General features: G+C 52.0%; 14 protein-coding genes. 12 read left to right on the top strand and 2 right to left on the bottom strand.

The window, feature by feature from the left end; all coding sequences use genetic code 11:
- Nucleotides 1–116 precede the first annotated feature (116 nt).
- Nucleotides 117–2,342 carry a helix-turn-helix domain-containing protein gene (locus AC3WT9_RS13305; protein ID WP_341095137.1) on the bottom strand — a complete coding sequence of 742 codons (2,226 nt, stop codon included), beginning with the start codon at nucleotides 2,340–2,342 and terminating at the stop codon, nucleotides 117–119.
- A 201-nt stretch (nucleotides 2,343–2,543) separates the two neighbouring features.
- On the opposite strand from AC3WT9_RS13305, the gene AC3WT9_RS13300 reads away from it, so the two are divergent.
- Nucleotides 2,544–4,109: a glycoside hydrolase family 43 protein gene (locus AC3WT9_RS13300; RefSeq protein WP_341097743.1), complete on the top strand. Its 1,566-nt coding sequence runs from the start codon at nucleotides 2,544–2,546 to the stop codon at nucleotides 4,107–4,109.
- An 18-nt stretch (nucleotides 4,110–4,127) separates the two neighbouring features.
- Nucleotides 4,128–5,579, top strand: coding sequence for a glycoside hydrolase family 28 protein (locus AC3WT9_RS13295; RefSeq protein WP_341095136.1), 1,452 nt, complete (start codon nucleotides 4,128–4,130; stop codon nucleotides 5,577–5,579).
- Between the two features lie 3 nt (nucleotides 5,580–5,582).
- On the opposite strand, the gene AC3WT9_RS13290 is transcribed toward AC3WT9_RS13295, so the two are convergent.
- Nucleotides 5,583–6,452, bottom strand: coding sequence for a helix-turn-helix domain-containing protein (locus tag AC3WT9_RS13290; protein WP_341095135.1), 870 nt, complete (start codon nucleotides 6,450–6,452; stop codon nucleotides 5,583–5,585).
- 73 nt (nucleotides 6,453–6,525) lie between these two features.
- Here AC3WT9_RS13290 and AC3WT9_RS13285 point away from each other — a divergent pair, with 73 nt between their 5' ends.
- The 10 genes from AC3WT9_RS13285 (at nucleotide 6,526) to AC3WT9_RS13240 (ending at nucleotide 22,586) form a co-directional block, all read left to right on the top strand.
- The gene (locus AC3WT9_RS13285; RefSeq protein WP_341095134.1) at nucleotides 6,526–7,416 is read left to right on the top strand and encodes a pectinesterase family protein; all 891 of its coding nucleotides are present in this window, start codon (nucleotides 6,526–6,528) and stop codon (nucleotides 7,414–7,416) included.
- A 42-nt stretch (nucleotides 7,417–7,458) separates the two neighbouring features.
- A complete protein-coding gene (locus AC3WT9_RS13280; protein WP_341095132.1) occupies nucleotides 7,459–8,499 on the top strand; it encodes an alpha/beta hydrolase family protein in 1,041 nt (346 codons plus the stop codon).
- Nucleotides 8,500–8,784: 285 nt separating this feature from the next.
- Entirely contained in the window at nucleotides 8,785–9,912 is a 1,128-nt protein-coding gene (locus tag AC3WT9_RS13275) for a glycoside hydrolase family 88/105 protein (protein WP_341095130.1), read from the top strand.
- A 375-nt stretch (nucleotides 9,913–10,287) separates the two neighbouring features.
- Nucleotides 10,288–13,080 (top strand): endo-beta-N-acetylglucosaminidase, encoded by a 2,793-nt coding sequence (locus AC3WT9_RS13270; RefSeq protein ID WP_492407638.1) that lies wholly within the window; start codon nucleotides 10,288–10,290, stop codon nucleotides 13,078–13,080.
- Nucleotides 13,081–13,262: 182 nt separating this feature from the next.
- Entirely contained in the window at nucleotides 13,263–15,092 is a 1,830-nt protein-coding gene (locus AC3WT9_RS13265; RefSeq protein ID WP_492407637.1) for a sensor histidine kinase, read from the top strand.
- Nucleotides 15,085–16,602 (top strand): response regulator, encoded by a 1,518-nt coding sequence (locus AC3WT9_RS13260; protein WP_492407636.1) that lies wholly within the window; start codon nucleotides 15,085–15,087, stop codon nucleotides 16,600–16,602. Before AC3WT9_RS13265 ends, AC3WT9_RS13260 begins: the two co-directional genes overlap by 8 nt.
- Before the next feature lie 165 nt (nucleotides 16,603–16,767).
- On the top strand, nucleotides 16,768–18,285 hold the full coding sequence (locus AC3WT9_RS13255) for an ABC transporter substrate-binding protein (RefSeq protein ID WP_492407635.1): 1,518 nt from the start codon (nucleotides 16,768–16,770) through the stop codon (nucleotides 18,283–18,285).
- A gap of 92 nt (nucleotides 18,286–18,377) precedes the next feature.
- Nucleotides 18,378–19,304, top strand: a complete 927-nt coding sequence (locus AC3WT9_RS13250) for an ABC transporter permease (RefSeq protein WP_341095121.1) — start codon at nucleotides 18,378–18,380, stop codon at nucleotides 19,302–19,304.
- 38 nt (nucleotides 19,305–19,342) lie between these two features.
- Entirely contained in the window at nucleotides 19,343–20,260 is a 918-nt protein-coding gene (locus AC3WT9_RS13245) for a carbohydrate ABC transporter permease (RefSeq protein WP_341095118.1), read from the top strand.
- A 31-nt stretch (nucleotides 20,261–20,291) separates the two neighbouring features.
- The gene (locus AC3WT9_RS13240; protein WP_492407634.1) at nucleotides 20,292–22,586 is read left to right on the top strand and encodes a glycoside hydrolase family 3 N-terminal domain-containing protein; all 2,295 of its coding nucleotides are present in this window, start codon (nucleotides 20,292–20,294) and stop codon (nucleotides 22,584–22,586) included.
- Nucleotides 22,587–22,588: the final 2 nt, after the last annotated feature.

Here is a 22,588-nt window from a genome sequence, read left to right as displayed (position 1 = left end):
ATAGCCCCATTTGAGGGTAGAATCCGTACTGTGGAGGCCCGAGTGATGCAGGCGGTCATACACCAAAAGGGGATGCCCCCGGCTGCTCTATGGCAGCCGGAGGCATCCCCTTCGGATTACTTGGATTGCAGAATATGATTCATTCTCCATTTGGAGGGTGTAACTCCATATCGTTTTTTGAATTGGGTTGTAAAATAGGTGCTGCTGTTATACCCTACCTTTTCCGCAATTTGCCGGATATCCATCTCCAGGTCCGTAACCAGCAGCAATTGCGCCCGTTCAAGACGCAGCTGGTTAACGAAATCCGGGAAGCTGCTGTCTACCTCTTCGGCAATCAGCCTGCTGAGATAAGCAGGACTGAGCGACAGCTTCTCGGCAAGGACATTCAGGGACAGCCCGGGATCCGTATAATGCCCCCTGATATAGCTAATGGCTTCAGTGGCAATATTCCGGGTCTGTACAGCACTCATGCTGGCAATCCGCTCAAGGGCGGTGTAACAGCACTCCTCAATCCAGCTCCGCAGCTTGTCATAGCTCTGGATGTGCCGGATCCGCTGGTAATCGTCCAGAAAGCCGGAGTGCCGGGTGTCAGTACTCAATTCGGCTGTGCGGCTCAGCTCAAAGGCAAGCCTCGATAAAGCGATATTGGCAGATTCCGCACGGTAGCTGCAGGCCACGGCCAGCAGCCGTTCCACTGCCTGCGGGATGTGGTCCGCCTGATCACTCTGCCTGACGGCCAGCAGCACCGGTTCAAGGGTACTGTCAGGCAGCGGACTGCTGTTCAGATGGATAGTATCATCGGCAAATATAATGTTCTGCCGCTCATGAAATTTGATATATTGCAGACCCTCTGTTGCTTCATTATATTTGCTTCTCAGCAGGCCCATATCATTTGAGAACCCGCTGATCCCGATGGAGCAGCGGACACCGGTTTCAGGAAGAGAGGCCGCAATCTCTTCCCATTTGCCGCGGTACAAGGCATAATCTCCGAAGCTGCCGCTGTGAAGTTCACTGAGAACGAGTACGGCGGTTCCCACATGCGGCCGGAAGGTTTGCACCGCCGCCAGCCCGCTGAATGCAGTGCGAATCACCTCAATGCCCTCTCCGCCGGACTCTAAGGTGTCTGCTGCCGGGCCTTGTTCCTCTATGGCCAGCACGCATACACAGTAGGCTCCTCCGGGATCACCGATGCTCATCACTGGCGTATCGCCATTGTCAGAGGCTTCACGGGGGGAGAGCAGCCAGCGCATCAAGGCGCTGTCGTCGCTTTCTTTTTTGAGCTGCACCAGCTTGACACCGATTTGCTCCAGCTCCAGGCTTACGGTGTCGAAATCACCGCCTGTCTTCAGCGCTTCTTCATTGCCGGAGAGGTGAACAATATTGCCGAACAGCCGCCCGATGGGCTTGTACATCCGCCGGGAGATCAGGTTAGCGCTTGCCGCCGCAGCCAACATGAGAGCCAGGCACAGGCTGATCATCAGATTGCGGGCATTTGAAATGTCGCGGATGCTGTCCTTATAGGACGTCTCCGAAATAAACCATAGCTTGTCCTTAGCGGAATAAATATAGGTAATCAGCTGCGCTTCTCCGGTACCCCTGTAGACAAAGGAGCCTCTCTCAGAGGTGGAGGCAATGACCTGCTTCAGCATGTCCGCCTTTAAGGGGCTGCCGGAGAGTGCGCTGTGCATCAGCACATTGGCATTTCCGTCAAGTACAGCGTAACGTGTGACTTCGCCTTCTTTTTGCGTGAAGAGATTGTTCTGCAGCTTGCCCGGATTAACGGTCAGTGCTACTGCGCCGTAATACTCACTGCTGGCAAATGCACGGTCATTATAGAAGACGGTCAGCAGGGTTACGGGGGTTCCATTGTTCAAAGTGGCCTTCCACAGAAACGGAGATTCGACGATCCGGCTGGTCCGTATCCGCTGAAACAGCTCCAGCTTGGATTCGGGGCTCAGCGGCAAGTTCTCGAACATCGCGACAGGTTCATTCGTGCCGAAGATGTAAGCATTCTCCAAATACTGGTTGACCACCAGTGCGCCACGGATCTGGCTAAGGGCACTGTAGAGCTGGTCGCTCCAGCTCGTATCCCCGTTCATCATCAGCGCGTTGATGTTGGGATTCGCATAGAAATCCATGGTGTAGTTCTGGACAATCTCTTTATAGTTCATATAAACAGTTTCAGTATTCAACAGCACATTTTGGTTCGCCTTATTGACATTATCTATAGATATATTCCGGTACAGGTAGAAGATCACGACGGCCAGAACAAGAATACAGCCTACCGAAATCAGAGTCAGGCTCATAAAAAAGCGGGTATACAGCTTCTTTTTCTTTCCCAAGATGATCGCCCCTTTACGTAAATCCTAGTATACCCATTCTAGAGGGACAACCGTTTCATTGACAAGCGGTAAAAGATTACGAATTGAGCATGAAAGTATAAAAATGAAGAAATAGAACATAGAAAATGCAAGAAAGTTGAACTTGTACGAACTATAATTGGTGGTGCTTACAATTCGATTGTTTGAAGGAGGACTTCTGTGTTGAGAACATTCCGTAATCCGGTGCTGCCGGGATTTTACCCTGACCCCTCGGCTATCCGTGTGGGAGAAGATTATTACCTTGTGACGTCCAGCTTTGAGTTTTTCCCTGGTGTTCCGATCTTCCACAGCAAGGATATGGTCAATTGGCGCCAGCTGGGTCATGTGCTGGACCGCCCGTCCCAGCTTAATCTGGATCAAACCCTTCCGTCCATGGGAATCTGGGCACCGACAATCCGTTTTCATGAGGGCATCTTCTATATGATCACGACGTATGTCGACAATGATAAGAATCAGCATAATTTCTATGTGACGGCAACGGATCCGGCCGGAGACTGGTCAGACCCCGTCTGGCTGGAGGATGCCCCCGGCATCGACTCGTCCCTGTTCTTCGATGAAGACGGCAAAGTGTACTATACCGGCAACCGTGTTCCGCCCGAAGGGCAGGATTATCCGAAGCATATGGATATTTGGCTGCAGGAGATTGACCTGGGCCAAGGCAAGCTGGTCGGACCGAAGCATAGCATTTGGCAAGGTGCACTCAAGGTGGCCCACGCGCAGGAGGGACCCCATATCTACAAAATCGGCGGCTGGTATTATGTCCTGATTGCCGAAGGCGGGACCGGACATACCCATGCGATTACGATTGCCAGAAGCCGGAGCGTGACCGGCCCCTATGAAGGCCACAAAGCCAACCCGATTCTGACGCACCGCCATCTCGGCAGAGCCTATCCGATCGTCAATGTCGGCCATGGGGAACTGATCGAGACGCAGCATGGAGACTGGTGGATGTTCTGCCTGGCTTCCCGGACCAGCGGCGGCTATTACCGCAATCTCGGACGTGAAACGTTCCTGACACCGGTGGCCTGGGAGAATGAATGGCCTGTGGTGAACCCCGGTAAAGGGGTGCTGGAGTTTGAATCGCCAGCTCCGGACCTGCCGGAAACGACATGGCCGCAGCTGCCTGCGTGCGATGATTTTGAAGGAGCAGAGCTGGCACCGGTCTGGAACTTCCTGCGCACGCCGCGCGGTGAATTCTGGAGCCTGAGTGATCATCCGGGCTTCCTGCGGCTGCGCCTGAAACCGGAGCGTCTCTCGGAAATAGGCAATCCCTCTTATGTCGGAAGACGCCAGCAGCATCTCAGCTTCAGGGCAGCGGTGGATATGACGTTCCAACCCGCCGCCGAAAGTGAAGTTGCCGGACTTGTGCTGCTCCAGAATGCGGACTACCACTTCCGGTGTGAATTGGGGCTGGAGGCCGGGGAGCCGGCACTGCAATTGATCGAACGCCGCGGCGGCAGTGAACAGCTGCTTGCTTCGGTGTCTTATCCGGGAGACAAGGTGCAGTTGAAGGTGGAAGCCAAGGGGCAGGACTACAGCTTCTATTATAGAAGCTCCGAAAGCGACAAGTGGACAGGACTATGCGGGAAAGCGGACGGAACAGTGCTCAGCACAGATCTGGCGGGCGGTTTTACAGGAGCCTATCTCGGCATGTATGCCAGTTCCCAAGGCGCGGAAAGCGCCAATTACGCCGATTTTGGCTGGTTCAGCTATGAAGGACTCGAATAGATTGGGAGGTACAGTTCAATGAGCGGCAATCGCAACAATGTCGATTATGCCCTGCCCGAGCTTCCGCAGATTCCGGCACGGACCTTCACGATTACAGATTATGGGGCAGAAGACGGCGGACTTTCGCTGTGTACCTCCGCTATTCAGGCCGCGCTGGACGCTTGCGCGTCTGCCGGAGGCGGCAAGGTGGTGATTCCTCCCGGCCTTTGGCGTACAGGGCCGCTTATGCTGCGCAGCCGGATTAATCTCTGTGCCGAGCGGGGCGCGCTAGTGCTGTTTGATCCCGATCCTGCCCTATACCCGCTGCTCTCTTCCCATTTCGAGGGAACATCCGGCTGGCGCTGCCAGGCCCCGCTGGACGGGGAGGGCCTGAGTGATGTGGCTGTTACAGGGGAAGGAATCTTCGACGGCAGCGGTGAAGGCTGGCGTCCGGTGAAGCGGTTCAAGATGACGGAGCTGCAGTGGAACAGTCTGACCGCCTCCGGGGGAGCGCTTGATTACAAGAGTGAAATCTGGTGGCCTTCCCGTGAAGCCATGGAGGGAGAGGCAGTCTGCCAAATGCTGCGGAAGAGCGGGGAGACGGGTATGGAGGCGTATCTGCCTGCCCGCGCGTATCTCCGTCCGGCGCTGCTCAGCCTGCGGAATTCCCGGCGGGTGCTGCTGGAAGGGCCGACCTTCCAGAATTCTCCGGCATGGTGTCTTCATCCCTTGGGCTGCGAGCACATTACCGTGAGGAATATCCGGGTGCGCAATCCGTGGTATTCGCAGAACGGGGACGGCCTCGATCTGGAATCATGCACGCACGCTCTTGTCGAGCACTGCAGCTTCGATGTGGGCGATGACGCGATTTGCCTGAAGTCGGGAAAAGACGAAGAAGGCCGCAGGTTGGGGATGCCCTGCCGGTATATTACGATCCGTCACTGTACGGTCTATCACGGGCATGGCGGAGTGGTAATTGGCAGCGAGATGTCCGGCGGTGTGCATGCAGTCAGAGTCAGCGACTGTGTGTTCATCGGCACGGACATCGGCCTGCGGTTCAAAAGTACCCGGGGAAGAGGCGGCATAGTGGAGGATATTGTCATGGAGAACATCCGCATGAGCGGCATACTCCATGAGGCCGTGTCTTTCCACATGTTCTATGAGGGTGTTGAAGGGTCGGAAGGATACAATGAGCAGCAATTCCCGGTTACCGAGGCGACCCCGCAGTTCCGGAATATTGCCTTGAAGAACATCGTCTGCCATGGAGCGGCAACCGCACTGCTCGTGAATGGACTGCCGGAGATGCCGCTTGCCGGACTGAGCGTCGAGAATTTCCATGCGGTGAGTGAGCGGGGAATTGTTCTTAGGCATGCTGACAGTCTTTCGCTGGACCGTATCCAGCTACAGACGGCTAAGCTGCCTAAGCTGCAAATGCATCAATGCAGCAATGTATCGCTTCTCCGATCAGAAGATCTGGAAATGGTGGAATGATAGTTATCCCTTGAATGGGGACGAAGGCTGCGATTTGACTTCTTTCCGATACTGCAGCGGGGTCAGCCCGGTCGATTTTTTGAACGTCTTATTGAAGTGGGAGAGATGCTCGAATCCGACGGCAGAAGCGATTTCCTGAATTTTACCTGCAGATCCCGCAAGGAGGCGTTCGGCTTCCCGGATGCGTATATGGACGATGTATTCACGAAAGTGAAACCCCGTCAGCCGATGGAACACCCGGCTCAAGTAAGAAGGGCTAATGAAAAAATGCCCCGCCGTCTCTTCTAGAGTCAGCGCTTCACGGTAGTGCTCGCGGATGTAAGTGGCGACATCCGTCACCAGATGATGAAGCGGATGTTTCGTCCCGCCGGTCTGCGAGGTACTCTCTGAACGCTGCAGCAGAATCATCAGCTCGGCGAATAGTGTGACTACCGAGATTTCGTAATACACCCTCTGGAGCCGGCATTCATCCAGCATCCGGTTCAGCAGGCTCTGCACCTCATCCTGCTCGCGCAGGGTCAGCCGGAACAGGCGGTATCTGCGGTTATGGAACCATTTGGATTCCTCCCGCAGCAGCTCCGGCAGCAGCTCCGGGTCGTAATTAATCAGCACCCGCTCAAACTCGGCGATTTCGGAGCTTGCGGTGGCATGAAGCTCCCGGCCTTGAATGAGAATAAGCTCACCCTTGTGCACCGTAACTACCCGTTCGTCCACAAAGTACACCCGTTCCCCCTCCGTCAGGTAGTACAGCTCGGTCAGCTCATGGCTGTGGGGGCGCGGCATAGCAGTGATGCCCTTGCGTTTCATGTGCTGAATACTGAACCGGCCTTCTTCAATATGATATTTGGGATTGGGGCTGCTCACGCTGTTCATGAATTTCCTCATCTCTCTCGAACCGTTACGGTTATTATAGAATAAACACAGGCTGATAGGAAAGGAGCCGCAAATGTTAATTACAGTATCGAAGAATGGCAATGAAGGGTACAGCAGTCTGCAGGAAGCGCTGGATTCCATTCCGAAGGGACATCCTTCGGAGGTAACAATCCGGATCAAACCGGGCATTTACGAGGGGAAAATAACAGTGGGTAAGGAATCGCCGCCGATTCTGCTGCTGGGGGAAGATCCCCATTCCACCGTCATCACCTGGTCTGACAATGCCCATACGCTGGGCCCGGACGGAGAGCCGCTGGGCACCTTCCGGTCCGGCACCCTGAATGTGTTCGCCGAAGGCTTCACGGCTGAGAATCTGACTATCCGGAATGCTTCTGGCCCGGGTACCGGTCAAGCGGTGGCGGCTTTCGTCGATGCCGGGCAGGCGGTGTTCCGGCGGGTGCGTCTGCTGGGCGATCAGGATACGCTCTATACCGGACAGGGCAGACAATATTATAACGAATGTTATATCGAAGGCGATGTGGATTATATTTTTGGTGCCGCTACGGCTTTATTTGATCACTGCCATCTGCACAATAAGCGCTCCAGAGGTTATATTACTGCTGCTTCCACACCGGAGGGCGCCCCGTATGGTTATGTGTTCCTGGACTGTAAAATTACCGGCGGCGAAGGGGTAAGCGAAGTGTATCTTGGACGCCCTTGGCGGCCTTTTGCGCATGTTGCCTTCATCCGCACGGTCATGGATGGTTCGGTCATCGGGGAAGGCTGGCATAATTGGGGGCAGCCGGACCGGGAGATGAGCAGCCGGTATGAAGAATTCGGCAGCAGCGGAACAGGGGCGAATCCGGCAGCAAGAGCGCCGTGGTCCCGGCAGCTGACTGCAGAGGAAGCTGCGGAGTATAGGGTGTTGTCCGTACTGGACGGCTGGCATCCCGAAGGTTATTAAGCTATCCGCACACTGCGGATTGGATGAGGAGGATAACTTCGGATGGAACCACTGGAACAATACATGAAACAGCTGACCGATTCCGCACCGCGCAGCTCCGCTTTCCGTACGGACATTCCCTACGGGCAATGGCGGGCCGGGCTTGCCGCAGGCCTCGCCAGAAGGCTGGGCGGGTTCCCGGAGAGACCAGCCCAGCTTCAGCCCATTCTTATGGAGCGAACGGTCTGTAACGGCTATACAAGGGAACGGATTGAGATCACTACCTATGAAGGGCTGCGCATGCCGCTCTATCTTCTGATCCCGGAGCAGCCGCTGTCTTCTCCTGCGCCCGCCGTTCTTGCCATTCATGGTCATGGCTACGGCAGCCGGGAGATCACCGCCCTGCAGCCGGATGGCTCGGATCGTGAAGGGGATCCGGGGCTGCATAAGGATTTTGCCGTTTCATTGGTGAAACGGGGGTTCGTAGTCGCCGCACCCGAGCTGCTGGGATTTGGCGACAGGCGCCTTGTGGAGGACCTCACCAGCGGTGAGCCCGGGCGCAATTCCTGCTTCCGCCTGTCCTCGGCACTGCTGATGGCGGGTCAGACAATGGCTGGCTACCGTATCTACGAAACGATGAGGGCACTGGATTATTTGCAGACAAGGGAAGAGGTTAGGAGCAATAGAATCGGAATTATGGGCATTTCCGGCGGCGGATTGGTAGCAGGTTTCACCGCTGCGCTTGACGAACGGATTGCCTGTGCGGTTGTAAGCGGGTATGCCAATACGTTCGCGGACAGCATTCTGACGCGGAATCACTGCCTGGATAATTATATTCCCGCTATTCTGCTGGAGGCGGAAATGCCGGATCTGCTGGGCCTGATTGCGCCGCGCGGCTTATTCCTGGAATCGGGAGACGCTGATCATCTGTTTGGCCCGGACGGAGCAAAGCTGGCTTTGGCCAGACTGCAGCAGATTTACACTGCCTCGGGCAGGGGCGGTCAGGTCGAGGCGGACTTTTTTGCAGGAGGGCATGAGATTCACGGTGAACCGGCATTTGCCTGGCTGCTGAAGCAGCTTGCCGGAGCTGAAAGTCAAACTTAACTATATAGATTGAACTTAAAAACTTGAGATAAAGGAAAGGAGCAACGGAGGGGGATTTTGGAACTGGAGGAGTGGTAGCGTCCGCCTGAAAGCTTTCCGAAGGAAAGCTAGCATCGAAAGCATAAGCAGTCTTCGGATTTCTACCGCTACTAGCGGTTAAAATCAAGAAATTCTTACGACAAGAGCGGCCGGAAGTCCAAATATTCACCGTAGTTGCGACTGCTCCTGTACTCTAAAACCACAAGTTCAATCTATATAGATACACAAGCGACAGGAGGAATAGCGATGAGTATAACTGAAGCAACAACCGGACGTTGGTCCCGTAAAATCGCGGATACAATTCTCGGAGCCTGCAACGGGCAGGGGGAGAACGAATACGTGCTGGAACGCTGGGCCTATGTCCCAGGCATGCTGCTGATGGCTATGGCACGTGCCGGAGTCCAGCTCGCAGAGCCTGAATATCTCTCGTTTATGACGCGGCATATGGACAGCTTCATCCGGGAGGACGGCTCGATCCGTTCCTATACGCTGGAGGAATACAACTTGGACCAGATCAACCAGGGGAAAAACCTGTTCCGGCTGTATCAGCAAACCGGAGAGACGCGTTATGCCGAAGCAGCACACCTGCTGGCTGCGCAGCTTATCGGGCATCCCCGTACCTCCGAAGGCGGATTCTGGCATAAGAAGGTATATCCATTCCAGATGTGGCTGGACGGGCTTTATATGGCATCGCCCTTTCTTGCGGAATACGGCAAAGTTTTTCAGCGCCCTGAATTGATTGATGAGGCGGCCCATCAGCTGCTGCTGGTGGAGCGCAGAACCCGCGATCCCCGTACCGGTCTGCTCTATCACGGCTGGGATGAATCCCGGGAGCAGGAATGGGCCGACTCGTCCACCGGCTTGTCCTCCCATTTCTGGAGCCGGGCGATGGGCTGGTATGCGATGGCTGTGGTAGACTGCCTGGAGCATTTCCCGGTTACCCATCCGCAGCGGGGAACGATCATCGGGATCTTCCAGCGGATGTGCGGCGCACTAGCAGAGGTTCAAGACTCAAAGACCGGCCTCTGGTACCAGGTACTGGATCAGGCTGGACGGAAGGGTAATTATCTCGAAGCCTCCGGCTCCTGCATGTTTGTGTATGCGATGGCCAAAGGGCTGAGGCTGCGCTATCTGGAGCCCTCTTTTAAAGATGTCATGCTCCAAGGTTATGAAGGCATCCTGGCCCATCTGACCTCAGAGGATGAACAGGGTGTTCATTTGCACAAGATCTGCCATGGAGCGGGTTTGAGTAAGGACCGCAACGGCTCCTATGATTACTACGTTTCCGAGGCTATGGTGTCTGATGCCGCTATGGGAGTGGCGCCGTTTTTACTGGCTTCCCTGGAAGTGGAGGGGTATCGCGACAGCCATTAAAGTCCATCTGGAGGGAAGCTGCCGGTTACGCGCGGACAGCCGTCAAATCCCTGCATTATATGTGGGTATTGTTTTAGATATACCGGTACCATAATTATAGCTGCGGTCCAATCATTCGTGATGAATATGAATGGTTGGGCTGTTTTTTTATGATTTGGATATTACAAGGTGTCCCCAAGAGATTATTTTCCTTTAATTTGTCTAGTACATCTTTAATTTATCTCCTATGGGATTCAACATTATATTCGTTATATTAGATGTGCATCAAATCTAAAAAAGAGGTGATAAGGTTCAGGTTATTGTGAATGCGCTTGCAATTCCACCATTGCTGAATTAGGTGATCCAAGGATTAAACCAAAAGGAGGAGAGTGGACAATGGTATCTTATGCCCGGACAAAAAAGCTTAAAAAACTGACCTCGGCGGTTGTAGGGGCAGCGCTTCTGGTTACATTGCTGCCGCAAACTGCCTTGGCGGGAGATACATGGCCGTTCAAGAATGAAAGCGCTCATGGCAAGAATCAACCGAGTGTTCACGGCTATACCAGCAATCAAATCGCGGACTGGAGTCCTGAAACAGATCCTTATGCAGCGCTTCTCAGATCCCGGGTACCCCTGCAGCAGCGTATTGCTCCATTTGCTGCTACACAGGCTAATCCCAAACTTAATCCCAAGGTGCAAATGATTACAGTCGCCGGGGATTATGGCAACGCCTTTATCGAGAATGCCCCTTACACCAACAAGTTTGCCCAGTATCACTTCAACTACTGGCAGTATATTGACTATTATTCCTACTGGCATGGCACGGCGACTGCCTATACACCGCCAGAATATTACGACGAACTGGCGCAGAAAGACTGGCAGCAGAAATGGTTTGAGTTCGGAATATTGAATATTCCCAACCCGACCTATACCGATGCGGCGCACAAAAACGGGGTGATGTCCCTGGCCGGGATATTTTTCTCCGACAATGACCGGGGACAGCAGACTTACAAGCAAATGCTTGTAAAGGATCCTACCGGAAAATTCCCGGTGGCTGAGAAATTGATCGAAATGGCACATTACTTCGGCTATGACGGTTATTTCATCAATCAGGAGGAAATCAGCCCTAACAATGTAGCGCCAGCAGACATTTCGGATTACATCGCTTTTGTGAAGACGCTCCAAAAAAACGGGCTGTATATCCAATGGTACGATTCCCTCAATTCATCCACAGGTAAAAATGAATTTGCCCGAACGATCAATGACAACAACATCTCCTTTCTGTACGACAAAGCAGCCGGTGAGAACGTTGCAGATTCCTATTTCTTTGATTATGGCGTGGGAAATACACAGATTAACAGTGCGGCTGCGTACTTAAATAAACTGAATAGTTCGGCCGGAACTAACTTCAACTTGTTCGATGTCGGTTTTGCCGGTCTGGAAGCAGGCAGAGACCGGTTTAAAAGTGTTCAAGGGACGGCGCTCAATAATAAGCTGAACAACGGAATTCCCCGCCTAAGCCTTGCCACACTGGGGGCAGATTTCGTCCATGCCGGTCTGGATGAGGATATGGGGCTATCCTGGCCGGTTTCACACCGGTCGGAGAACAATTATCAATGGATGACCAACCTCCGGGAGCAGCTCTGGTGGTCCGGTCCGAATGTGGACCCAAAAAATACGGCGAAATCGGCAACAAACACCGTTGCAGATGTTTACGCGGATAACAGATACTGGCCGGGGATTGCTTCGGTCATCTCGGAACGTTCTGTGCTTAAGAATTCCAATTTCTACACCAATTTCAACACCGGGCACGGGCTGTCCTATTATGTGGACGGAAAGATCTCGAGTCCTGATGAGTGGTCCAACATGAGTCTGCAGGATGTGCCGGTAACCTGGCAGTGGTGGCAGGACACCAAAGGCAACCGGTTAACGGTTGATTACGACTACGGTACCAAATATGATATTTCGGGAACAAACCGCCTGAACTATCAACAGCTGGGAGGCTATAACGGGGGGAGTTCCTTGGCTGTGAACGGTAATCTCTCCAAAGAAAACTTCTTGCGTTTATACAAAAGCGACCTGAGCGTGAACTCCGGCTCCAAAATGTCGGTCACGTACAATAAACCTTCTGCCGATGATCAGTCTGTAACACAAGCAGGCATCATCTTCGAAGATCAGCCGGCGGTTGTGGTGAAGGTTCCCCTTCCGGACAGCGGAAAGAAAACTGCGGGCTGGGTGACCAAAGAGCTGGATTTAAGCGCATATGCCGGCAAAAAAATCGCCGCTTTCGGACTGGTCTTCACACCGGGTCAGAAAGCCATAACCAACTATCAGGTGAACCTTGGCCAGATCCGGATTTATGACGGTTCGGCAGTCAAGCCTGCCCCTCCGGCCGGTCTGGAGATTACCCAACTGCTTCCCAACACGAATGAGATGTACGTGAAATGGAGTCTCAATTCTGATTATTCGAAGGTTAAGCAGTACAATGTGTATGTGAATGATGTCTATGTGGGCGGAAAGTACGACGAGACCTTTTATATTAAAAAGCTGCCTGCCAAATCCGGAGTGATTAAGGTGGTAGCGGTTGGAGCGGACGGACTGGAAGGTGAAGCCGCAACGGTATCCTTTGACCTGAATTCAGCAGTCTCGGGCATCGGAACAGAGGTCGGTGCTGACGGTAAATTCGTTGTCAAATGGACGAACCCGCAGCCGTCTTCCGGCAGTATTACAGTGACTGTGAATTCCATTAACCAGATTACGACTCCGCAGCCTGTAACCGCGCAAAAGGTATTGCCGGAGGGCAGCACGTCCGCATCTTTCGGGCAAATGCCGGTTAACGGTGATGAGTTTACAGTTACTCTGAAGACGGGTCAAACGAATACGGTTACTTATAACGGCAGGTTTACCGATACAATTTCTGAACCCTATGCCGCGAACTGGTCATGGACAGGAAATACACTGAACCTGCCGATGCCAAACAGCAGGGATTGGCGCTACCTTTATATTTATGAGGACGGTGTAGCCAAATCCTTCCCCACCACCTACAGTTCAGGAGATAAGCCGATGATTATCCGGGGAAGAACGACCAAAGCAAGCCTTTCCTTTACCTCGACCGCGCGTGTGGTAACGGCGGTTATGGAAGATTACAACGGCAACCGTTCAGAGCCGCTATATCTCCGGGGCAAATAGAACCTTGCCTTTGACGGGAATGGATTTTCTGAAATGAAGCAATCATCAAGGCGCTTGCCCCCTGGCTTCAACAAGGGGAGGCGGGCGCCTCTTCAGTATCGAAGAAAGGGATATTTCTCCTGTGTTACAGAAAAAACGACATGATATACTAGACTTCGACAATATATACAGGAGGGTTGCTTATGCGGAGAGAAACCCTGTATCGCAGATATTTTAAAGATAATTTGTTTTTGCGTTTTACTCTGATTGTGTCCTGCATATTCGTTGCCAGCATTATAGTTTTTTCCTATCTCATGTTGATGCTGATATCACAATCTGCGGTGCAGAGGCAGATGGATATTCAACGAAAGACGATGGAGAGCGTCAGCAACTATGTGGAGCACAAGTACCAATCCGTCCAGGACATCATACGGGATGTATACCGGGATGGGGATCTGGCCAGCAACACCACCTTTCTGCTGGAAAATCCTTTCGGCGAATATGTCGAGCACCGCCTGGACCGTTTTTTTATCTCGAACCAGTCGAATTCCGACGTTGTGCAATATTTTCAGAATAAAATCGACGATGACCCGGATATCAGAAGCTTGATGCTGTATAGCGCCAACCAGCAGGTAATGTATTTTTACAGTAACCGCAGGCAGTTTGATATGGTGTCAACCAATGCCGCCCATTCGTTTATCCCGGATACGATGTATCTGGATGAGGCCAGCAATGTTTCCATTCCGAATATTTGGGTGCTTAAGAGCCTCGGTATGCAGCGGTCGCCGATGTTCTCGGTGCGCATTCCCATCAGCAATAAGGCATCGCTGCGTAATATTGGCCAGATGCTAGTCTATTTTGATTCCGCTTCCATTTGGCAGAGCATGAAGAATTATCAGCAGGATTTCAAGGGCACCATTCTTGTGCTTTCCGCTCAGAACGATGTGCTATTTGATACCTCCGGCAAAAAATACGGTAAAAAATATCTGGAACTGCAAGAAATGACATCCGATGAGGATATTTCCCTTGACGGTATGGTGGCTACCCGCCTGACCCAGAGCCAAGCCGGTTATTCGGTAGTCAGCCTTATCTCCAAGCAAGAGCTAGAGGAAACGTACAGCAGTGCCCGCAATACGATCATTACCATAGCTGCCGTATGCATTTTGTTCGCGGTATTATTGCCGGCTATGTTCATTTCCAGTTTCGCCAAAAGGACACATCGCATTATCCGCTTTACCCGCAAGGTGAAGAACGGGGATCTCAATGCGCGAATCTCGGATAGCCGGGAAGATGAACTGGGGCAGATCGCCAAAAGCTTTAACGACATGCTGGACGAATTGAACCAGTATATTGATAAGGTGTTTAAAGCTGAAATCAAACAAAAGCGTACCGAAATCGCTACGCTTGAAGCGCGGGTGAATCCGCATTTTCTCTATAACACCTTGGAAGTCATCCGCATGCGTGCCGTTTCCAGCGGCGCCAAAGACGTGGGCGATATGATCTACAGCCTGTCCGTATTGTTCAAATCCTATGTCCGGCCCAAAGCCAGGTATACGTTCAAGGATGAACTGGAGGCATGCAAGATGTACCTGGAGTTGTTCCGGATCCGCTACACAGACCGCTTCGCGTATACCATCGAATGCGAGAAGGAGCTGGAGAATTTGCCGGTGCTGAAGATGACGCTTCAGCCGGTCATCGAAAATTATATTTTGCACGGAATGCGGACCGGGCAGAAGGATAACTGGATTAACATCAGCGTCTATCCACAGGAAGGAGTAATCCGTGCCGTCGTTAGTGACAATGGCCGGGGCATCGCGGAGGAGAAGCTGAGCCGGCTTCGGCTGGATCTGGAGCAAGACGACGGGCTATCCGAATCGGAGTCGTTTGGTCTGCGGAGCATTCATGACCGCCTCAAGCTAATGTACGGAAAGCCTTATGGCATTGAGCTTATGAGTGAAGAAGGAGCGGGAGCGGGTACCACAGTCATCATTACTTATCCCTATCCCGGCGAGGAGGAAATGAACCATGTATAAGGTGTTTATTGTGGATGACGAGCCGTTCATACTTACAGGCTTGCGCGACATATTGGATTGGGAGCTGCTCGGGCTGGAGATTGTCGGCCAAGCTGAGAACGGGCAGGAAGCGTTGGATATGCTTAGGGAAGTGCCTGCTGATATTCTGATTACCGATATCTCCATGCCTGTCATGTCAGGACTGGAGTGTATTCGTGCCGTAACGAAGTTCCGCCCGGAAATAAAAGTGATTGTGCTCAGCGGATATGATGAATTCATGTACGTCAAGGAGGGCTTGTCGCTGGGAATTGAGAACTATCTGCTCAAGCCGATCAACCTGGCAGAATTCCAGAGTACCCTGGAAACTGTCGTCGAGAAGCTGAATGTCTCCAGAGTAGATATGGAGTGGTCACAGTATACGGCATCCGTGCTCAAGGACAACATGCTGCTGCGCTGGATGCGGAATCAGATTGACCGGAACGAGCTGTCGGAGCGGCTGCAGCTGCTTGGCTTGCCGATCAATAAGCGGTTTATTCAAGTAGCCTTAATTCAGACAGAGATGGAAACGGAATCATTTCAGGTGAATACCGCTGCGCTGGCTGAGAGCAACCCTTGGTTCTTCACCTTCTGGGACGCCGATAATGATTTTGTGCTGGTACATAATTTTGAGGATAAAGACACCGGGCCTGCGGAAATGGATGCCCTTCTAAAGAGAATGATCGGCACCTGTCCTTCTGATCTGCGGATACGCGCTGCTGTTGGAGCGATAGAGGAAACGGAGACTGCTGCCCACCTAAGCTATGAATCAGCAAAACAGGCGCTGGAATTTTTGACCATCCATCCGGAGCGCAAGCTGATCTATTATGAACAATTGAAGGAGCGCAAGAAAGATTTAAAAGACAGCCTGCCGGAGGACTGGAACGAATATACGAAGTTAATCATCTCCAAGGATATGCCAGCGTTAATGGAGAGGATCGACTCGTATTTGTCAGAGGAGCGGATGGAAGGGATCACGCCTGACCTGCTTCAGGAGGTCGCACTGGACTGGATTCTGTATTTCCGCATGCTGATCAAGGATATCCGAAGCGAGATGGAGCGGGAACTTATTGCGGATGTATTGACCTCCATCAGAACGGCGAATTCCCTTCCGGCGCTGTCTGTGGCTTTGAAGAATACAGCCAAAAAAGTCATTGAGCTGCTGGAGCGCGAGGTGAAAAGCCCGGTGGTCAATCAGGTGCTGAACTACATCGAGAAATCCTATGGCGAGGATCTGTCCCTGAAAAAGCTGGGTTATACATTCAATATTCATCCGGTGTATTTAGGGCAGCTATTTAATAAAGCGGTCGGTGAATCTTTTGCGGAATATCTGAATCGTTACCGGATTGAGAAAGCCAAGGAACAGCTGCGCTCGACGAACTGCAAGGTTCATGAAATCGCGAAAAATGTAGGTTATTGGGAGATGGGCTATTTTTACAAGCAATTTAAAAAGTATGTAGGCATTTCTCCGACTGAATTCAAAGGGCTGCTCTAACAGTTGCCCTTTATTTTCTTTATTTTATACATCAGTTTATATAGTTTATCTTCTATTTGAAAATGCTTTCATTCAATAAAATGAAGACAGAGCTTAAGGAAACAGGTTGCCGCTGATAACAGGCAAGACTGGATTCCCAAGCTAATAAAAAGGGAGGTACAGCAGATGAGCAAGAAAAAGAAAAGCTTCTCCTTATTGCTGACATCGTTGTTAGCGCTTTCTCTAACGTTAAGCGCTTGCGGAGGCAATAACAACAAAACAACTGACACCAATGGGGAGAGCAAGGCGGGCAACAACACCGCGGCAGAAACGGGAAGTTCTGAGAAACCCGTAGAGTTGACCTGGTATACCATTGGAGCACCGCAGAAGGATTTGGACAAAGTGCTTGAGGAAGTTAACAAATACACGCTCGAAAAAATCAATGCAACCATTGATATGAAAATGATTGATTTCGGGGACTACACGCAAAAAATGCAAGTCATGGTCGCATCAGGCGAGCCTATGGATATTCTGTTTACTTGTTCCTGGGCTTTTGATTACGTGCAGAATGCACGTAAAGGTGCGTTTATGCAGCTGGATGAGCTGCTGGATAAACAAGGAAAGGGCATTAAAGATACGATTGATCCCGCCTTCCTTGAGGGCTCCAAAGTCGACGGCCATAATTATGCTGTTCCCGCGAATAAAGAGCTTCCCGCACAGGAAGTATACCGCTTCAATAAAGAATTGCTGGACAAATACAAACTGGATATCACAAACGTGAAATCGATGGAAGATCTGGAACCGCTGCTGAAAACGATCAAAGAAAATGAACCGGAAGTGACTCCATACGCAATGGTCAAGGACTTTATGCCGGTCATGCCTTTCGATTACATTATTGAGAAAATGCCTATGGCTGTATATATGGACACTAAGGACTACAAGGTTGTAAATATCCTGGAATCTCCTGAGATTAAAGAAGCCCTTAAAACGGTTCGCAAATTCTATAAGGCTGGTTATATCTCTCCAGAAGTAGCAACCACCTCATCGGTTGATGACTTGTACAAATCAGGCAAATGGTTCACGGACCGGGCGGCTACCCAGCCGTTGGCCGACAATCTGTGGTCCGCAAGCTACGGTTATCCGGTGGTCTCCACTCCAGCCGGTCAGCCTTACATCTATAACTGGTCCGTCATGGGCTCGATGCAGGCCATCTCCGCCAACTCCGAGCATCCTGAGAAAGCGATGGAATTCCTTAATCTGTTGAACACAGACCCTGTACTGCGCAATATGATTGATTCCGGTATTGAAGGCGTGCATTACGAGAAGGTCGGCGACAACATGGTCAAGAATCTGCCGGATGCGAAGAACTACGATATGCCTACTTTTTCACTCGGCAACATCATGATCAACTATTTGAATGAAGGCGACCCTGAGAATAAATGGGAAGAGTTCAAGAAATTTAATGATGCCGGCATTAATGCGCCGCTGCTCGGGTTCAACTTCGATACGTCGAAAATAACCAATGAAATCGCGGCGGTACAAAATGTTAAAGAGGAATTCTGGGCCCCGCTTATGACGGGAGCGGTAGATCCGGAAGAATATCTGGCCAAAGCCAATGAAAAGTTCAAGGCTGCCGGACTGGATAAAATTATCACTGAAGCTCAATCACAGCTCGATGCCTGGAAAGCAGCGAACAATAAGTAGAAACTTATTCAAGATCGGGCGGGTGATTAGACTTAGCCCGGTCTTTTGATTATGAAGACATTGATCTTTGCGGGATAGGAGGAATTAGTAATATGGGTAAAATTCGAAATACAACCCGAGATGTTGTGAGAAATAAAGTACTGCTGTTCATGGTTCTTCCGGGCACGTTATGGTTTTTATTTTTCTCCTATCTGCCAATGATCGGGACGGTCATTGCCTTTAAAGAATACCGGTTCAGCAAGGACGGGTTTTTGGCCAGCATCGTAAACAGCAAGTGGGTTGGCTGGGATAATTTCAAGTTCTTATTCACCACGAACGATGCGTATCTGATTACACGCAATACACTGTTGTATAACATGGCTTTTATCGTGGTGGGACTGATCTTATCGGTGCTGCTGGCGGTAGTGCTGTCTGAGATTGCCAATAAAAAGCTGGCCAAGCTGTATCAGACGGGAATGTTCCTGCCGTATTTTCTGTCCTGGGTGGTCGTGGGCTATTTTGCTTTCAGCTTCCTCAGCTCGGAGCGGGGATTGCTGAACGAAATATTCGGAAGCCACATTTCATGGTATTCAGAATCGAAATACTGGCCTTTCATTCTTATCTTCGTGTACTTGTGGAAGGCAGTAGGATATAACAGCGTAGTCTATCTGGCTGCGATCATGGGCATTGACAAGTCGCTGTACGAAGCGGCGATGATCGACGGAGCAAGCAAATTCCAGCAGATCCGCAACATTACGCTCCCCTTGCTCAGCCCGATTATCACCATTATGACCTTGCTTGCGATCGGGAAGATTTTTTATGCGGATTTCGGACTGTTCTATCAAGTGCCAAGAGATTCGGGGACGCTCTATAGCGTGACCAATGTTATCGATACGTATGTGTACCGCGGACTCAAGACGACCGGTGAGATCGGCATGAGCACAGCTGCGGGCTTGTATCAATCAGTGGTTGGTTTTGTTCTGGTCATTACCTCCAATTACATCGTGCGGAGATTCGATAAGGACAGTGCCTTATTCTAGGTCAATGAAAGGTCAATGAAGGAAAGTGAGGGAATCCTATGTCTGCAAATCCTGCTAAAGCGCGCAACTTCCATCAGCTGTCTAAAGGATGGAACATCATTTTTAATTGTATTGCCGGCGCTTTTGCTTTTCTTTGTATTTTTCCGTTTCTGTTTGTGGTGATCATCTCGTTCACCGATGAAGGAGCGCTCGCCCGGGAGGGCTACAAGCTAATCCCCTCTAAATGGAGCGTTGGGGCCTATCAATATATCTTTGATTCAGGTGACACTTTACTCCGCTCATACGGGGTGACTATCTTTGTAACGGTGATCGGCACCATTGTCAGCCTGCTGTTTATTGCGCTGTACGCCTATGCCATATCACGTAAAAGCTTTAAATACCGCAATTTCTTCGCCTTCTTCGCCTTCTTCACAATGCTGTTTAACGGGGGGCTGGTGCCGACCTATATTGTCGTGACCCAGTTTCTTGGATTGAAGGACAGCATTTGGGCTTTGATTCTGCCGTTGGCTGTCAATGCCTTTTATATTATGATTCTGCGTACCTTCTACAGCACCAGCGTGCCGGATGCCATTATTGAGTCCGGGAAAATCGACGGGGCCGGCGAATTCCGGGTGTTTCTTACCCTTGTTCTGCCGCTGTCTCTGCCCGGCCTGGCTACGATTGCACTGTTCAGCACGCTCGGGTACTGGAACGACTGGTTCAACGCCTTGCTTTATATTGATAATCCCGATCTGGTGCCGCTGCAGTCGATGCTGATGCGGATTGAGACCAGCATGCAATTTATCCTGCAAAACTCGCAAAACAGTTCGCTTAGTCTGGAGGCGCTGCGGTCGATGCCTCAGGATACATCGCGTATGGCCATGGTGGTGCTTGCCACAGGTCCGATCATTTTTGCATATCCATTCTTCCAGCGTTATTTCATCCAAGGACTTACCGTAGGTGCAGTTAAAGAATAAGACAGAACAGGAGAGCGGGTGTGGGGACAAAATGATTTACAAAGACCGTACGAAGCCGGTTAAGGAGCGGACAGCGCACCTGCTGGGGCTGATGACGCTGGAGGAGAAGGTGGGCCAGCTGATTCAGCTTTTCGGCTGGCAAACCTATGAATATACAGAAGGCAGAGTGGAGCTGGACGAAAGCTTTAAACGTCAAGTCCGGGAAGGCGGCATTGGCTCCCTGTACGGAACCCTGCGGGCCGACCCCTGGACCGGCGTTACGCTGGAGACAGGACTGAGCCCGCGTGCCGGGGCCGAGGCGGTTAATGCCATTCAGAGCTATGTGCTGGAGCATTCCCGGCTCGGAATTCCCATGCTGATCGGGGAAGAGTGTTCCCATGGACACATGGCCATTGGCGCAACCGTCTTTCCCGTTCCGCTGCTTCTCGGCAGCACTTGGAATGTGGATATTTACAGGGAGATGTGCCGGGCAACCGCGCTGGAGACCCGTGCCCAAGGCGGAACGATTACGTATTCGCCGGTGCTGGATGTGGTGCGTGATCCCCGCTGGGGCCGTACCGAGGAATGTTTTGGAGAGGACCCTTATCTTATCGGCGAGTTCGCCGCCGCTTCCGTTGAAGGGCTTCAGGGCAATGCACTGGATAGCGAATCCAGTGTTGGCGCTACGCTGAAGCATTTTGTTGCCTATGGCAGCTCGGAGGGCGGCAGGAATGCAGGTCCCGTGCATATGGGGAAGAGAGAGCTTCTGGAAGTGGATATGTATCCCTTCCGCAAGGCAGTCGTAGCCGGTGCCGTGTCAATCATGCCTGCCTACAACGAAATTGATGGAGTGCCTTGCACCAGCAATACTGAGCTGCTGCGGGACGTGCTGCGTGGAGAATGGGAATTCGACGGCATGATCATCACCGATTGCGGTGCCATTGACATGCTGGCTTCCGGCCATGATACGGCAGCGGACGGTGAAGAGGCTGCTGTTCAGGCCATTCGGGCCGGTATTGATATGGAGATGTCTGGCGAGATGTTTGGCCGTCATCTGCTGCAGGCCGTCACTTCCGGCCGTCTGGAAGAGTCGCTGCTGGATGAAGCCGCAGCCCGTGTGCTGGACCTGAAATTCCGGCTGGGCCTGTTTGAACAGCCGTTCGCCGATCCTGATCGGGCGGAGCGGGTCATTGGCAGTCCAGAGAATGCCGGTCTGGCGCGTACTATCGCCGCAGAAGGTATTGTACTGCTGAAAAATAACGGTGTCCTTCCGCTGTCCAGACGCGGAGGCACGGTCACTGTCATCGGGCCCAACGCCGATGCCGGCTATAATCAGCTCGGCGATTACACCTCGCCGCAGCCTCCATCCAAAGTGGCTACTGTTCTGGATGGCATCCGGCATAAGCTCTCCGCAGAGCCGGAGCGGGTAAGATACGCGCCGGGCTGCCGCATCAAAGACCCTTCCCCCGAAGGCTTTGACTTTGCAGTGGAGGCGGCGGCCGGGGCAGATACGATCATCCTCGCACTGGGCGGGTCCAGCGCACGGGACTTTGGCGAAGGAAGTATTGATTTAAGAACCGGAGCCTCTAAGGTTACGCAGAATGTTCTCAGCGACATGGACTGCGGGGAAGGCATTGACCGGATGTCGCTTCAACTGTCCGGTGTTCAACGGGAACTTGTGAAGCGGCTGAAATCTCTCGGCAAACCTATAGTGGTCGTCTATATCAATGGCCGGCCCATCGCCGAGCCGTGGATAGATGAGCAGGCGGATGCGATTCTTGAAGCCTGGTATCCGGGACAGGAAGGCGGCCATGCCATCGCGGATATTCTATTCGGCGATGTGAACCCTTCGGGGCGGCTGACTGTATCCGTCCCCAAGGATGCAGGGCAGCTTCCCGTTCACTATCTGGGCAAACGGTCCCGCGGCAAACGTTATCTGGAGACAGATTCGCAGCCGCAATATCCCTTCGGCTTCGGGCTAAGCTACACCGAATTCAGTTATACGAATTTGCGGGCAGAGCCCGCTGTTATTCATGCGGACGGGACTGCCGAAGTGACGGTGGAAGTGGAAAATACCGGCCGGTGCAGCGGAGCGGAAGTGGTTCAGCTGTATATTTCCGATCTTGTCAGCAAGGTAACCCGGCCGGCCAAGCAATTGAAAGGCTTCCGCAAAATCCGGCTGGAGCCGGGTGAAAAGCAAGTGGTTGCTTTTACGGTCAACGCCGAGCACTTGAGCTATATCGGACCGGAGTACACACCAGTGGTTGAATCGGGAATATTCAGAATTGGAGTTGGCAGAAATGTCAACGATACGCTCAATATTGAACTTGCGGTGGTGGAGGAATAGAC

The sequence above is a fragment of the Paenibacillus sp. EB106-06-01-XG199 genome (assembly GCF_058791575.1).
The sequence above is the reverse complement of the archived record's forward strand: the minus strand, read 5'-3'. Positions and strand labels throughout refer to the sequence as shown.

Bases quoted from the DNA above. Each gene is read 5' to 3' on its own strand.
- AC3WT9_RS13250 (WP_341095121.1), top strand. From the start codon at position 18,378: ATGGGTAAAATTCGAAATACAACCCGAGATGTTGTGAGAAATAAAGTA.
- AC3WT9_RS13295 (WP_341095136.1), top strand. From the start codon at position 4,128: ATGAGCGGCAATCGCAACAATGTCGATTATGCCCTGCCCGAGCTTCCG.
- AC3WT9_RS13265 (WP_492407637.1), top strand. From the start codon at position 13,263: ATGCGGAGAGAAACCCTGTATCGCAGATATTTTAAAGATAATTTGTTT.
- AC3WT9_RS13270 (WP_492407638.1), top strand. From the start codon at position 10,288: ATGGTATCTTATGCCCGGACAAAAAAGCTTAAAAAACTGACCTCGGCG.
- AC3WT9_RS13275 (WP_341095130.1), top strand. From the start codon at position 8,785: ATGAGTATAACTGAAGCAACAACCGGACGTTGGTCCCGTAAAATCGCG.
- AC3WT9_RS13260 (WP_492407636.1), top strand. From the start codon at position 15,085: ATGTATAAGGTGTTTATTGTGGATGACGAGCCGTTCATACTTACAGGC.
- AC3WT9_RS13240 (WP_492407634.1), top strand. From the start codon at position 20,292: ATGATTTACAAAGACCGTACGAAGCCGGTTAAGGAGCGGACAGCGCAC.
- AC3WT9_RS13290 (WP_341095135.1), bottom strand. From the start codon at position 6,452: ATGAACAGCGTGAGCAGCCCCAATCCCAAATATCATATTGAAGAAGGC.
- AC3WT9_RS13285 (WP_341095134.1), top strand. From the start codon at position 6,526: ATGTTAATTACAGTATCGAAGAATGGCAATGAAGGGTACAGCAGTCTG.
- AC3WT9_RS13280 (WP_341095132.1), top strand. From the start codon at position 7,459: ATGGAACCACTGGAACAATACATGAAACAGCTGACCGATTCCGCACCG.
- AC3WT9_RS13255 (WP_492407635.1), top strand. From the start codon at position 16,768: ATGAGCAAGAAAAAGAAAAGCTTCTCCTTATTGCTGACATCGTTGTTA.
- AC3WT9_RS13245 (WP_341095118.1), top strand. From the start codon at position 19,343: ATGTCTGCAAATCCTGCTAAAGCGCGCAACTTCCATCAGCTGTCTAAA.